Genomic DNA, 13,743 nt, shown 5'->3' on the forward strand with positions numbered 1-13,743 from the left:
GTTGCCCAAGTTACAGAAGTGCATAATATTTATACCGGCTGTACTTATTCACAGGAAGATCATGTAAATTTGAACAAAAGTATTTGCCATAGGTTAAACTATATCATAGAAGGTGCGTTTCATACTTCAGTACCATAAATCCTGAGGTTTTTACTTATTATGACCGACGCTGTTCCCTTTTTGTATACATGGTTGCAATTACCTCATTATTAGACCCCAAGCACTCCGAACTTGTAACAGAGCTCACGGAGCTGATGGAGCTTAAGTTTGGCATCAAAGGTGTTAAGATGACACCTTACCCCCATCTTACACTGCTCACAGCAGAAATAGCTGACAAAGAAGAACTGAGAGAATACCTGGAACAGCTTTGCCTTGAAACGCCGACTTTTACGGTAAGAACAACCGGCCTGGGCATCTTTCCTGGGGCTTACCCTGTAATTTACGTACCTGTTCTTCGCACTCCGCCTTTAAACCTACTGCACGCTCGCCTGCACCGCGATATTTCGGAAATGAGTATAGAAATGGGTATACATTACAGTCCCAATACCTGGTTGCCTCATATTTCGCTTGCCCTCGGCGATACTTCGCAGGAGTTGTTAGGGCCTATACTTGACTTTTTGAGCAACTATAATTTTAACTGGGAAATTAAATTAGATAACCTCACCATTCTGCAAAAACGTGGTGACTACTTCCTGAAAGATGAAGAATTTCATTTTGGAAGACCGGCTCTTATACATTAATAAAAATCTCTATAAAGTATAAAAGGCCAACTGCATTAGCTGGCCTTTTATACTTTATAGAGTTTGGGACAAATTACATATCCAGTACAATCGCGAAAATCAGCGGAGCTACAATCGTTGCATCCGATTCGATCATATACTTTGGTGTTTCCTTACCTAGTTTACCCCAGGTAATTTTCTCATTTGGCACAGCGCCAGAGTAAGAACCATAGCTGGTAGTAGAGTCAGATATCTGTGCGAAATAACCCCACAACGGAACACCGGTGCGCTGAAGATCCTGGTGCAGCATTGGTACCACGCATATCGGGAAGTCACCGGCAATACCGCCACCTATTTGGAAGAAACCTATCGTAGATTCTTCTTTCGCATTCTGAGTATACCAATCGGCCAGGTAGATCATGTACTGGATACCGGTTTTCATGGTATGTACATTCTTGATGTCGCCAGCGATAACGTGACCTGCGTAGATATTACCCAGTGTAGAATCTTCCCAGCCCGGGCAGATGATAGGAAGGTTCTTTTTGGCAGCTTCCAGCATCCAGCTATTCTTAGGGTCGATCTGGTAATATTGCTCCAGGTCACCTGATAATAATATCTGATAGAAAAATTCGTGCGGGAAGTATGATTTGCCTTCCTGGTCTGCTTTCTCCCAGAACTTAAGTACAGTGTGCTCCAAACGGCGCATCGCCTCTTCTTCCGGAATACAGGTATCGGTAACGCGGTTCATGTGGCGCTCCAGCAGGGCTTCTTCATCAGCTGCAGAAAGCTCACGGTAATGCGGTACACGCTCATAATAATCGTGGGCAACCAGGTTAAAGATATCTTCTTCCAGGTTGGCACCGGTACAAGAAATAGCATGTACTTTGTCCTGACGGATCATCTCGGCAAGTATAATACCCATCTCAGCCGTGGACATGGCACCCGCCAGCGTGATCATCATTTTACCACCGTTGTTCAGGTGGGTTTTATAGCCTTCGGCAGCGTCTATCACAGAGGCTGCGTTAAAGTGTTTGTAGTGTTTCTTTAGAAATTCTGATACGTTCATAGTATATAGCGTAAAGCCAGCTAGCTCATGAGAGTTGTTTCGGGCCGCAAGTTAACAATTATTCGTCTTTAGATTATGGTTATTCGAACCTTACAAGTATAAAGTTCGGGATACAAACTATAAACGCGCCTGTACAGTTCAATTAGCCTTAAACTTTAACCGGGAGCTTACTTAGCCGGCTTTTCGATGATCAGGTTATGATTAGTGTAGATGCAGATATCGGCTGCAATGTTCAGAGACTCACGCACCATTTCCTCAGCTGTTAAATGCGGAGCATGTTTTTTAAGTGCCAAAGCGGCAGCATGGGCATACATACTTCCGGAGCCAATGGCGGCAATCTGGTTATCCGGTTCTAATACATCGCCTGTGCCTGAGATTATAAGCAGTTCATCTTTATTGGCTACCACCATCATAGCCTCCAGTTTGCGCAGGTACTGGTCTTTACGCCAGTCTTTTGCCAGCTCAATAGCAGCGCGCTTCATGTTGTGCTGATACGCATTCAGCTTCTCCTCAAAGCGTTCGAGCAAAGTAAAGGCATCCGCAGTAGAACCTGCAAAACCAGTTACAATTTTACCATCCAGCAGCTTACGAATCTTTTTAACATTGCTTTTTGCAATGTGCTTATCCATGGTAGCTTGTCCGTCGGCACCCAGGGCCACTTCGCCGTTGTGGTAAATGCCACACACTGTAGTTGATCTTATTTTGGTCATTTGTTTCTGTTTTGATGATTATACGCAGCACTACAGGTAAATTATACTTCGCCTTTGCTTGCAGCTACAGCATCTTCAAACAAAAAGCCAAACCTCTACTTCCCGCCAAATTGTCTGAAAATAAAAAGCACTTCCCAAGATACTCAAAATTAACGGAGCTAATTAACGCTGCGCCTGTAACATAAAACCCTGTTACTCGTCAGAACTATAAATCTTAGATTTATAATTTTTTTTCATATTCAAAATATTAAAAATAGCTATATATGAATGTTTCTTACAATCTTAATCATAAGATAATCAATAAGAAAGTATTTTTATTAGGCTTGGTAGCATTATTTACCGGAACTGCACTTTTCACAGTACTTAAAGTGGCAAATAATATTGAAGCCATCTGGCCTGCAACAGATAGTTTTTACCTGCAGCCTGACATTCCTGTTTTAGGTGCCTATAATACTGGTAATAAGCTGAATACGACCACTGATTTAACCCATTATACTTACCGTTTAAATAACCCTGAACCCAACAAGATACCCCAGGAACTGGAAACAGCTTTAAAGGCAAACAACAATATACTACTGACAATGGAAATGTGGGAGAAACCAGGTATAGGCCTGGCAGACTACGATGTATTGCAGTCAGTACTGGATGGCAAGTATGACGAAAAATTACATGCCTTAAGCGCTAAAATAGCAACAAGTAAGAAGGAAGTATACCTGCGCTGGAACCCCGAAATGGAAGTACCCGTGCAGCTTTATCCGTGGCAAAATCAATCGCCCGAAGTTTATATTGATGCTTTCCGGCATGTGGCTATGCTTTGCAAAAAGACGGCTCCAAATATCAGCATAGTATGGGGAGCGGCAGGCTATCCGGGCACACTGGAGTACTGGCCAGGAGCTGATGTGGTAGATGTCAGCAGCGTTACCTTACAAAGCGAATCCGAATTGCTTACAACAGCTTATGCAAAGGAACCAGATACGCCAACTCTGATTCGCAGAAAATTGCACCGCCTGCGTTTTACAGATAAGCCTATACTTATACTTGGTTCGAAACAACTGGGCAAATCAAATTTTAACAAAGACTGGTTGCAGACTGCTATTTCCAGAACAGCCACTTTCCAAAGTGCTTACCCTGTTGCAACGTCGCCAACTTTGGAAACTTCAACGCAAATACCAACCACCCGGAAAAGCGAACTACAGGTTGGTGTCTACGATCCTAAAAAAGAGCTTGTAGAGCAGCCTGAAATAACAGTAGAGCATTTGTTCGCAGATTGGGGAAGCCTGCAGGATGGCCGGTTTCAGAAAGAATTTGAAGCTGCAGTTGCCCGCAAACATGAAGTTATAGTAACCATGGAACCCTGGCGGGAAAAAAACATGGAGAAAAACCCGCAGGTGCTGCAACACACGCTTGCCGGTAAATATGATAATGAATTAAAGCAACTTTACGACATCATTTCAAATACCGACCAAACTATATACCTGCGTTGGGCACACGAAATGGAGATACCAATCACGCGTTACCCGTGGCAGAGCCAGGATCCTGAAACCTATATTAAAGCGTATCGCTATGTGGCAAATTTCATTAAAAAGCCTGCCCCGAATATTCGTTTTGTATGGGGCCCGGCCGGCGACCGTGGTTCTTTGGAATGGTGGCCCGGCGATGATGTAGTAGATTATATCAGTATTGCTATTTATGGTTTGCCGGATAAAAACATAACCGACCATAACCAACAGGAAACTTTCAGCACTATTTTCAGTCGTAAGTACTATCGCATGCGATTTGTGAACAAACCCCTGTTTATTACTGAATTCGGCGTTAAAGGCCCTGAAAAGTATAAAAAGGCCTGGCTGGAAGATGCTGCCCAAACTATTAACATTAACCCACAGGTAAAAGGTGTGTGCTACTTTAATATACATGACTCTCCAAAAGCATGGGGCGAAATTCAGCCACCGGACTGGAGCGTAAGCCCGGCTACCTTTCAGCATTTTACAAATAAGCTTGATCAATCACAGCGTAGCATTACAGCAAAACATTAAAATTTAGTTGGGTTAACTTTAATCGGGTTGATTAACGCCCTAAGGTGTACCTTTGTACCTGCTCTCAACAGAAAAAATTAGTTTTAAATCAACTAGTTACAAAGTATAAACTATACTTTAAACATGTTCACGAGCAGCATATAACAAAGCATAACAGCATTCCCAACCCGGTTAAATGAATTTATTAGAGGTATCAGGCATTCGTGTAGAAGAAAACAATACGGTTGTTTTACAGGATATTAATTTCAGCCAGAAAGAATTTCAGAAAATAGCCATTGCAGGAGAAACAGGTTCCGGCAAAAGTACGCTTCTGCAAACTATAGCAGGCTTGGTAGAGCCTGTTGCTGGCAAAGTAGTGTTCGATAACGAAACCGTGATCGGGCCGGCTGAGAAACTGGTACCGGGTCATCCGGGCATAAGCTATTTATCCCAACATTTCGAGTTGCCGCCATTTCTGCGCGTAGAACAGATTTTGAAGTATGCGAACACATTGCCCACAGGCGAGGCAGAAAAGCTATACGAGTTATGCCACATCAACCACCTGATGCTGCGCAAAACCAACCAGCTTTCCGGCGGCGAAAAACAACGTATTGCTTTAGCGCGCTTGCTTCTCTCCCAGCCCAGACTGTTACTGCTGGATGAGCCCTTCTCGAATCTGGATATGGTTCATAAAAGTACCCTGAAAACGGTTATACAGGCTATTGGAGAAGAACTCGATATCACCTGCATCCTCATCTCGCACGACCCGCTGGATACCCTTTCCTGGGCAGATGAGATAATGGTTATGAAGGACGGGCAAATAATTCAGAAAGGTAACCCGGAGCAGATCTACAGAAAACCTGTAAACACTTACGCTGCCGGCCTGTTCGGAAACTATAACCTGATACCTGCTTCCAAAGCAAACACGCTGGCAGTTTTACCCGGAATTAAGCCTGATAGCAAAGCTATACTTATTCGGCCGGAGAGTTTTAAGCTAACAGCAGATACTAAAAATACTTTAACAGGACTGGTGCAAAAAGTGAAATTTTACGGCAGCTATCACGAACTGGAAGTTTTGGTTTCTGATGTTACTGTAAGTATAAAAACAGGAGCATTTAGCCCAGCTGAAAGTGACATTATTAATTTTACAGTTTCTGCTGCCGATATCTGCTATCTGGAAGTATAATTTTTGAATCAAGTATAAAATAAAATAGCCCTACGTTTAAGGTTTTATCATACTTTGGCTACAATTGGCCTGCTTTATGCATTAGGAGATTGCTAGCAACAATAAAACTATAAAATGAAAAGGTTTTCTCTGTTAATAATCGGACTCATACTTTCCTTTAGCGGGTATTCCCAGTCGGATGACACCCTGCCTTATGATTCGAAAACGAAATTAACCTGGCAGGATTTTAATGGAAAACCCAACTATGCAGACAGGTCTAAAGGCGCTGAAATTACGGTAAGTATATTTTTGAAGGTACGTGAAACCAGTTTTTGGTCCGGAGGGATTTCTTACGACGCTTATGCCGTAGCTTTTAAAAATGATTCTTGGGTAAAAGCTGGCTATAAAGATGACTATTCCTTAAAACATGAGCAGCTGCATTTCGACATCGCCCATTTGTATGCCGAATCATTGGAGATAGAACTTAATAGCCTGGATAGAAAAACGCTGAAGCAAAAAGACCTGGTGCAGCAAAAGCTACAGGAGCAAATAAGATTAATGCAGGAATACCAGGATCTGTATGACCGCCAAACATACGGCGGCAACAATACCCGCATGCAGAAAGTATGGGAAAACAAAATTAAGAAGGAGTTCCAGATCATTCATATCTGATAGTATAGGTTGCCTTCTATTCTGGCTCCGTCAGGCATTTTTTCTACTGACTCAATCAGTTTTTAAAGTATAAAAAAAGCCTCTCCGTTTCGGGAGAGGCTTTTTTTATACTTTATACTTTGTGGATTATACCAGAATTCTAACTGGGTTCTCCAACAGGTTCTTAAACGTTTGCAGGAAGGCGGAACCAACAGCGCCATCAACTACACGGTGGTCGCAAGACAACGTAACTTTCATTACGTTACCGATCTGGATATTACCGTTGCGCACAACCGGTGTCTGCTTAATGCCACCTACAGCCATGATGCAGGCATCCGGCGGGTTAATGATAGCCGTAAACTCTTCGATACCGAACATACCCAGGTTAGAGATAGTAAACGTGTTACCCTCCCACTCAGCCGGCTGCAATTTCTTGCTCTTTGCTCTTCCGCCTAAGTCTTTAACTTCAGCAGCAATCGCAGAAAGAGATTTGTAGTCAGCGTTGCGTACCACTGGTACCAGCAGGCCTTCTTCTACCGCCACGGCTACACCAATGTTGATGTGCTTGTTGTAACGTATCTTATCACCTAACCAAGACGAGTTTACAGCGGGGTGCTGACGAAGTGCAGCAGCAGCAGCTTTAATAACCAGGTCGTTGAAAGAGATCTTAACCGGAGATACCTCATTGATGCTGGCGCGGGCTTCCATCGCCTTGTCCATGTCAATTTCCATGGTCAGGTAGAAGTGCGGAGCAGAGAATTTGCTTTCAGCAAGACGGCGGGCAATTACCTTGCGCATCTGCGATACAGCTACCTCTTCGTAAGAATCAGACGGAACACCCGGGATAGCCTGTGGTGCAGCCTGAGGAGCACTTGGAGCAGCAGCTTGCTGTGGTGCAGCAGACGGCGTATAATTTTCGATATCGCGCAATACGATACGGCCACCTTCACCTGTGCCTTTTACAGCAGCCAGGTTTATACCTTTATCTTTTGCCAGTTTCTTTGCCAGCGGAGATGCTTTTACGCGTCCGTTAGCAGTTGCCTCAGCGGCAGGCACTTTAGTTTCTTCTACTTTTTCAGAAGTTACAGCAGATGTACTTGCTTTAAAAGCTGTATCAGTCTGTGCATTTTCCTGTTGGGTTTGCTTTCCGGCAGCAGCGCCACCGTTTAGCAATGCTTTATAGTCAGCGCCTTCTTCACCAATGATAGCAATAACAGCATCAACAGCTACAGAATCGCCTTCGTTTACGCCGGTGTATAAAAGCGTGCCATCTTCGTAAGATTCCAGCTCCATGGTAGCCTTGTCGGTTTCCACTTCTGCCAACACATCACCGGATTTAACTTTATCGCCCACTTTCTTCAGCCACGAAACAAGCACACCTTCTGTCATGGTGTCACTCATTTTAGGCATGCGGATAACATTTGCTTTGATGTTTGAGGTATCAACTGTAGTTGTAGCGGCTGGAGCTTCCTGTTTTGCAGGGGTTGCTTCTGGCTTTGCTTCAGTTTTCTCCTCGGTTTCGGCAGCTGGCTTACTGCCACTTTCAGCACCACCGTTCAGCAGGCCGGAAAAGTCCTCACCTTCTTTACCAATGATAGCAATAACGGCATCAACCGGTACAGATTCCCCTTTTTTCGGTCCGATGTAAAGGAGTGTTCCATCGTTATAAGATTCCAGTTCCATGGTAGCTTTGTCGGTTTCCACCTCAGCCAGCACGTCGCCGGAACTAACGCTATCACCCACATTTTTGAGCCAAGATGCAATAACCCCTTCGGTCATCGTGTCACTCATCTTAGGCATTCTTATCACTTCAGCCATATATCTCGTGTTGTTTTATTCGCCCTGCAAGGGGCTTCGTATAATCCGCCCAAAATTAGATTTAAAAATATTTTATTCAAACTATAAGCTCTAATTTGTTACCAACACTTCTGGCAGCATAGTTTATACTTCTAAATCCTGCAGGTGTTCTACATCGCAATACTGCTTCACAGTGAACATACTACCGGTATAATCCAGCTGATAAAGGCAAAGATTCTGGTGCAGAAACTGGTCCATACAATGCAGCGGATAGTGCAGCAACTGGGCCAGTAAAATGCGCATTGCGCGCCCGTGCATGCAAATCAGTACAGTTTCTTCTTTCGGGCGGCTTAATAATATATCTACAAAAGGCTTCTGGCGTGCTGCTACCAGGTCAGGGCTTTCGCCGCCTTCTATGCACACATGGGTTTCGCCTTTGCTCCAGCGCTCCAGCATGCCAAAATAATACGCATCTTCTTCTGGTGTTATGCGTGTTCCTTCTCTTGTGCCCCAGTTTATCTCGTTCAGCCCGGCATGGCACTCGTGTGGTATACCCGCATCTATAAAACCCTGCACCGATTGTATGCTCCGCTGCAGCACGGAAGTATAAATTTTATCGAATGCAACTGCTTTATACTTCTGATAAAATAAGTCAGCCTGTCGCATTCCTTTCTGGTTTAAAGATGAATCTACGCCGCTGCCCTGTACAATTCCCTGCAGGTTGTAATCTGTTTGCCCGTGGCGGATAAGGTATACTTTCTTAATACTCAAAATTCTTCTACTTTTGCCTTTTTACAATTTACAAAGCGCGAAATTAAAAATCGCAGCCTATGCACAAAAACGATAGTACGTTAGAGAAGCTGAACGAGTGGCGAAAAAATACCATGGTTGAGCACCTGGGCATTGAACTGACAGAGGTTGGCGAAGGCTACATTTGCGGAAAAATGCCCGTAGACCGCCGTACGCACCAACCAATGGGCCTGCTGCATGGTGGTGCCTCAGTTGCCCTGGCCGAAACGCTTGCAAGTATAGGCGCTGCCCTGCAGGTAGATCTAACAAAGAAAGCCTGCGTTGGTTTAGAAATTAATGCCAACCATATACGTAGCGTACGCGAAGGCTGGGTTTATGGCAAAGCTACCGCGCTGCACATTGGCCGCACCACGCAAATCTGGGAAACAAAAATTACCACAGAAGCTGGCGATATTGTTTGCCTAAGCCGCATGACAGTGGCCGTTATCGATAAAAAGTAAGCCTATGACAAAGGCATCAGCTGCCTTCACTGATAAGACAGATAATATTTATACCGCTACTTTTATACAAGTAGTAAATACGGCTATAGCACAAAGTTTGGCTGTAGCTGCCTGGCGGTTGCCGAACGCAACTGGTTTGCACGCCTGCATTTCTTTTTCCAGCAACCTTAGTACCAATTCACCAGAGCTCGAAACAAGCGCTTTTGGATTTTATTTCTGCCCTTTCGAGGTTTCTGAAACAGAGTCAAATTTATTTATACAGGCAGATTTATACTTTAATTCTGAATCCGGCACTATTACCGCAGGCCCCGATGCGGATAAAGCTAAAGTAGCGGCTTTTTATACTTTGCTGAAGTCTGACCCGGAAAGTATAACAGGGGCTAACTGGCATACAGCGGCAACCTTTGCTGATAATAACCAGCAGACCGAAGAGGCTTTTACAACCGCAGTCTCCAAAGCTGTAAGGACCATACAAGCCGAGGAAATGGAAAAAGTAGTACTCTCACGTAATCTGCTGCTGCCCCTGCCTGCTAAGTTTGAGTTGCTTCCTGCTTTCGAAATTATACTTCAGACATACCCGCAGGCTTTTGTTTCGCTGGTTTCGGTGCCGGGTGCCGGAACATGGCTGGGCGCTTCGCCTGAGATCCTGGTAAGTATAGATAAAGATCAGATTTTCCGGACAGTGGCACTTGCTGGTACGCAACCAGCCGCCGAGCCTGTGTCTGAAGCGATCTGGCGGCAGAAGGAAATAGAGGAACAAGGCATGGTGGAGCGTTACATCCTGAGCTGCTTTAAAAGATTGCGCCTGCGCGAATACTCCGAAATCGGTCCCAGAACTATAATTGCCGGCAACCTGATGCACCTGCGCACCGATTTTAAAGTAGACCTTAAAGAAGTAGACTTTCCGACTCTGGGAACCGATATGCTGCAACTTCTACATCCTACATCGGCAATATGCGGTTTGCCTAAAGAACCGGCGCTGCAATTTATACTTGCCCACGAAGGGTACAACCGCAGCTATTACAGTGGTTTTCTGGGTCCGGTTAACAGCCCAGACGGCACACACCTGTATGTAAACCTGCGTTGCATGCAACTGTTACCCAACACAGCCGTTTTGTACGCTGGTGCAGGCATTACAGCCGAATCTTCGCCGGAAAAGGAATGGCAGGAAACCCAGCACAAAATGCAGACGATGGGGAAAATACTTTCAGAATTTTATTTCTGAATAACTGAATAAATGTAAATCAGTTTTCATTCTTAGATCCGATACAGTTATTCAGAATTTATTTAACATTCAGCTATTCAATTATTCAGTCATTCAGAATTGACCTCATGATCCTACAGCCAGTTGTTAATATAGCCGAGATTTGTGCTCAGAGAGGCATTGAAAATGTAGTGTTATCACCGGGCTCGCGCTGTGCGCCATTAACAATTGCTTTTGCCCGCCACCCGAAGCTAAACGTGCGCACTGTAAGCGATGAGCGTGCAGCTGCCTTTATAGGTCTGGGCATGGCACTTACAACTGGCAAGCCAACCGTATTGATCTGTACTTCAGGCACAGCTGCCCTGAACTATGCGCCAGCTGTTGCCGAAGCTTTTTTTCAGCAGGTACCGCTGCTTATTCTTACCGCCGACCGACCTCCGGAGTGGATAGACCAGTTAGACGGGCAAACAATCCGCCAGCAAAATGTATATGGCCAGCACATTAAAAACAGCTATACTTTCCCAGCTGACCTCTCGCACCCCGATGCAGTCTGGTACAGCAGCCGCATGGTTTCTGAAGCGGTGAATGAGGCTATGGCTTTTCCGGCTGGCCCGGTGCATATAAATGTGCCCTTGCGCGAGCCTTTCTACCCTACTGCGGAAGAAAATATAACGTTTGATGCCCAGGTAAAAGTAATTGAGGAAGAAGCCAGCGAGTATACTTTAAGCTTAGACCAAGCACAGAAACTTAGCAAAGAATTACAACAGTACAAGCGGATTTTGATAGTAGCCGGCCAGGATAAGTATAAGCCTGACTTACTCCAAAGTATAGCTGAATTTACAAAAGCAACCGGAGCGGTTATAGTTGGCGACCTGATCGCTAACGTACATGCTTTACCGGAAGCAATACGCCACCAGGATGCCATACTTGCTTGCCCGGATGATGAAAAAATGCGCTCTCTGCAACCAGATATGCTCCTTACATTTGGTAAATCCATCATCTCTAAAAGCCTGAAACTATACTTGCGGAAATATAAACCGAAAGCGCATTGGCACCTGCAACCCGCCGGAGCCGTTGCCGATACGTTTCAATCGCTACAGAAAATTATCCGTTGCCAGCCTGAGCAATTTTTCAAAGCCTTATCAAGTACAAATCATACTTCTACAGAAACTACATTCACAGATTCATGGAGTGAAATTGAGCGCAAAGCATCTGATTTTTTGCAAAACTATACTTCCGAAGCCGAATTCAGCGAGCTAACTGTAGTAGCTAAAGTCTTACAGCAACTGCCTGCGCAGAGCAACTTGCACCTGGCTAACAGTATGGCCGTGCGCTATGCCAACATACTTAATTTGCCTGCAAACAGCACCGTTCAGGTGTATGCAAACCGTGGCACAAGCGGCATAGATGGCAGCACCAGCACAACAGTTGGCTGCGCACTTGCTAATTCCGGCATCACCACGCTACTTACCGGCGACCTCGCTTTTTTCTACGACCGTAACGGGTTATGGCACAATTACCTGCCTCAAAACCTGCGCATTGTATTGCTCAACAATCACGCTGGTGGTATTTTCAGGCTGATAGATGGCCCCAGACAACAACCAGAGTTAGAGGAATTCTTCGAAACAAGGCAGGAATTAAATGCTGAAAACACAGCCAGGGATTTTGGAATGAATTATACTTCCTGCTCAACTTTGGAGGAATTGCAAAACGCATTGCCAGCTTTTATGGCGGCTGATGCTGGCGCAGGAATACTTGAGGTTTTCACTGACAGCAAAGCAAATGCTGCTTCTTTTGCAACATATAAGCAGGCGCTGTTACAAGCTTTTTAAGTATTAAGCTGCCTTTCCTATTGGCTTTTGTTAATGTTGTTATTTGAGAGCTCTTGAAGCGAAGAGTGCCAGTATTACTGAAAGAAATCTGAGTTTTTTAGTTGGGGTTTTGCTATTTATTCTTTTGTCATTTCGAACGATAGTGAGAAATCTGCTATTGTTTCATAGCAAAGGTGTCTGCAACTAGCAAGCAAGCTATACTTACAAGTATACTTTCTTCCTCAGTTTTATTTACCTGCAGTTTTATAGTTTGCCTTGGTTCGCTCCAAGTCCGCGAGGGCTCGTCCTTTGGCATCACGCTGTGTTGAGTCCTGCCTTCGGCTCCGCCTGCAGGCTGCCCTTTCGGGCACCGGACACACCAAGGCGCTCAACCCAAGGACTGGGATTGTCACTTCTTAGTTAGCGCCTATTTAATTGGAACCAGTGACAGGGAAAGGTTACGTCCTCTCCCTAAAACTTTAAACTACAGCATCAGCATAATTCCCAATCTTGGAGGGGTACAGGGGTGGGCTTATTACCTTCAACTCTCAAATCTGTATCCATCTTTTTAATTAGAGCAGAAAACGAGCAGAAGCCAATGCTGGAACTTTATAAAAGTACTATCAATTACCAATTTCACGCTCACTAAATCAACCCTGCTAAATCTGTCTTAAATCTGGAATTATTCGTTTAAATAATTGAATAGCTTTTGTTTAACCGAAAACCCAACAGCCATGAATTTAACACAAGATATGCACCGCATAGAGCATTGGGCTGATACACACCACCCGATCTGGATAGATTTTCTCCGAATAGCGCTCGGGCTTTTCCTTTTAGTTAAAGGCATTATGTTTATTCAGGATACTGCTGCCCTGCATAGCATGATGATGAAAAGCCAGTTCAGGTGGGTATCCTTCGGACTGGTACATTATGTAGCTTTTGCGCACCTGGTAGGCGGACTTTTTATTGCATTAGGGTTACTTACCCGCGTGGCTATACTTTTCCAGTTGCCAATCCTTATCGGGGCCGTTTTCTTTATAAATCCGCAGCACGGATTTTATTCTGAAAACACTGAGTTATGGTCTTCTATTATCGTGCTCGCGCTATTAGTTTTCTTCCTGATCTTCGGCTCGGGCCGCTTTTCGCTCGACAGAAAGATGCGGAAACCTAAGAAGGACTGGCTATACTAAACCAAACATTACAGTAGCTAACATATCATTTACAGGCCAAACTTACTGGCTTGCTGCCCGGTTTATGCGCCTATACATTACGGTTTCATTTATACTTTTCAGATTAAAAACCCAAACCGTTTTAAACAATAGCCACAATTTGTACTTATAGAGCCAGAAAGCTTTTCT

The 13,743-nt window shown here is 44.5% G+C and carries 12 protein-coding genes; 8 read left to right on the forward strand and 4 right to left on the reverse strand.

What is annotated here, in order from left to right:
- Window positions 1-188 precede the first annotated feature (188 nt).
- A complete protein-coding gene (locus LWP20_RS16675; protein WP_242929313.1) occupies window positions 189-740 on the forward strand; it encodes a 2'-5' RNA ligase family protein in 552 nt (183 codons plus the stop codon).
- A gap of 73 nt (window positions 741-813) precedes the next feature.
- On the opposite strand, the gene LWP20_RS16680 is transcribed toward LWP20_RS16675, so the two are convergent.
- Window positions 814-1,785 carry a deoxyhypusine synthase family protein gene (locus LWP20_RS16680; protein ID WP_242929314.1) on the reverse strand — a complete coding sequence of 324 codons (972 nt, stop codon included), beginning with the start codon at window positions 1,783-1,785 and terminating at the stop codon, window positions 814-816.
- Between the two features lie 167 nt (window positions 1,786-1,952).
- Complete coding sequence (gene hslV / locus LWP20_RS16685) at window positions 1,953-2,495, reverse strand: ATP-dependent protease subunit HslV (protein ID WP_242929315.1); 543 nt, start codon at window positions 2,493-2,495, stop codon at window positions 1,953-1,955.
- Window positions 2,496-2,863: 368 nt separating this feature from the next.
- On the opposite strand from hslV, the gene LWP20_RS16690 reads away from it, so the two are divergent.
- The 3 genes from LWP20_RS16690 to LWP20_RS16700 all read left to right on the forward strand — a co-directional run bounded on the left by LWP20_RS16690 (window position 2,864) and on the right by LWP20_RS16700 (window position 6,344).
- Window positions 2,864-4,528, forward strand: a complete 1,665-nt coding sequence (locus tag LWP20_RS16690; protein WP_242929316.1) for a glycoside hydrolase family 26 protein — start codon at window positions 2,864-2,866, stop codon at window positions 4,526-4,528.
- A gap of 175 nt (window positions 4,529-4,703) precedes the next feature.
- Window positions 4,704-5,693, forward strand: coding sequence for an ABC transporter ATP-binding protein (locus tag LWP20_RS16695; RefSeq protein ID WP_242929317.1), 990 nt, complete (start codon window positions 4,704-4,706; stop codon window positions 5,691-5,693).
- 114 nt (window positions 5,694-5,807) lie between these two features.
- On the forward strand, window positions 5,808-6,344 hold the full coding sequence (locus tag LWP20_RS16700; RefSeq protein ID WP_242929318.1) for a DUF922 domain-containing protein: 537 nt from the start codon (window positions 5,808-5,810) through the stop codon (window positions 6,342-6,344).
- 126 nt (window positions 6,345-6,470) lie between these two features.
- Here the strand turns inward: LWP20_RS16700 and LWP20_RS16705 are convergent, their stop codons facing one another.
- Window positions 6,471-8,141, reverse strand: a complete 1,671-nt coding sequence (locus tag LWP20_RS16705) for a pyruvate dehydrogenase complex dihydrolipoamide acetyltransferase (protein WP_242929319.1) — start codon at window positions 8,139-8,141, stop codon at window positions 6,471-6,473.
- A gap of 123 nt (window positions 8,142-8,264) precedes the next feature.
- Window positions 8,265-8,891 (reverse strand): histidine phosphatase family protein, encoded by a 627-nt coding sequence (locus tag LWP20_RS16710; protein WP_242929320.1) that lies wholly within the window; start codon window positions 8,889-8,891, stop codon window positions 8,265-8,267.
- A gap of 59 nt (window positions 8,892-8,950) precedes the next feature.
- Here LWP20_RS16710 and LWP20_RS16715 point away from each other — a divergent pair, with 59 nt between their 5' ends.
- From LWP20_RS16715 to LWP20_RS16730, 4 genes are all read left to right on the forward strand, one after another.
- Window positions 8,951-9,370 carry a PaaI family thioesterase gene (locus LWP20_RS16715; RefSeq protein ID WP_242929321.1) on the forward strand — a complete coding sequence of 140 codons (420 nt, stop codon included), beginning with the start codon at window positions 8,951-8,953 and terminating at the stop codon, window positions 9,368-9,370.
- Between the two features lie 4 nt (window positions 9,371-9,374).
- Window positions 9,375-10,595: an isochorismate synthase gene (locus LWP20_RS16720; RefSeq protein ID WP_242929322.1), complete on the forward strand. Its 1,221-nt coding sequence runs from the start codon at window positions 9,375-9,377 to the stop codon at window positions 10,593-10,595.
- 107 nt (window positions 10,596-10,702) lie between these two features.
- Window positions 10,703-12,406: a 2-succinyl-5-enolpyruvyl-6-hydroxy-3-cyclohexene-1-carboxylic-acid synthase gene (gene menD, locus LWP20_RS16725; protein WP_242929323.1), complete on the forward strand. Its 1,704-nt coding sequence runs from the start codon at window positions 10,703-10,705 to the stop codon at window positions 12,404-12,406.
- Window positions 12,407-13,119: 713 nt separating this feature from the next.
- On the forward strand, window positions 13,120-13,575 hold the full coding sequence (locus tag LWP20_RS16730) for a DoxX family protein (protein ID WP_242929324.1): 456 nt from the start codon (window positions 13,120-13,122) through the stop codon (window positions 13,573-13,575).
- Window positions 13,576-13,743: the final 168 nt, after the last annotated feature.

The organism is Pontibacter vulgaris (assembly GCF_022758145.1).
GTDB classification, from domain to species: Bacteria; Bacteroidota; Bacteroidia; order Cytophagales; family Hymenobacteraceae; genus Pontibacter; species Pontibacter vulgaris.

What these genes read in the sequence shown, in the direction of transcription:
- LWP20_RS16720 (WP_242929322.1), top strand. Translation starts at nt 9,375, where the DNA reads ATGACAAAGGCATCAGCTGCCTTCACTGATAAGACAGATAATATTTAT.
- LWP20_RS16695 (WP_242929317.1), top strand. Translation starts at nt 4,704, where the DNA reads ATGAATTTATTAGAGGTATCAGGCATTCGTGTAGAAGAAAACAATACG.
- LWP20_RS16715 (WP_242929321.1), top strand. Translation starts at nt 8,951, where the DNA reads ATGCACAAAAACGATAGTACGTTAGAGAAGCTGAACGAGTGGCGAAAA.
- LWP20_RS16680 (WP_242929314.1), bottom strand. Translation starts at nt 1,785, where the DNA reads ATGAACGTATCAGAATTTCTAAAGAAACACTACAAACACTTTAACGCA.
- LWP20_RS16705 (WP_242929319.1), bottom strand. Translation starts at nt 8,141, where the DNA reads ATGGCTGAAGTGATAAGAATGCCTAAGATGAGTGACACGATGACCGAA.
- LWP20_RS16675 (WP_242929313.1), top strand. Translation starts at nt 189, where the DNA reads ATGGTTGCAATTACCTCATTATTAGACCCCAAGCACTCCGAACTTGTA.
- LWP20_RS16700 (WP_242929318.1), top strand. Translation starts at nt 5,808, where the DNA reads ATGAAAAGGTTTTCTCTGTTAATAATCGGACTCATACTTTCCTTTAGC.
- menD (WP_242929323.1), top strand. Translation starts at nt 10,703, where the DNA reads ATGATCCTACAGCCAGTTGTTAATATAGCCGAGATTTGTGCTCAGAGA.
- LWP20_RS16730 (WP_242929324.1), top strand. Translation starts at nt 13,120, where the DNA reads ATGAATTTAACACAAGATATGCACCGCATAGAGCATTGGGCTGATACA.
- hslV (WP_242929315.1), bottom strand. Translation starts at nt 2,495, where the DNA reads ATGACCAAAATAAGATCAACTACAGTGTGTGGCATTTACCACAACGGC.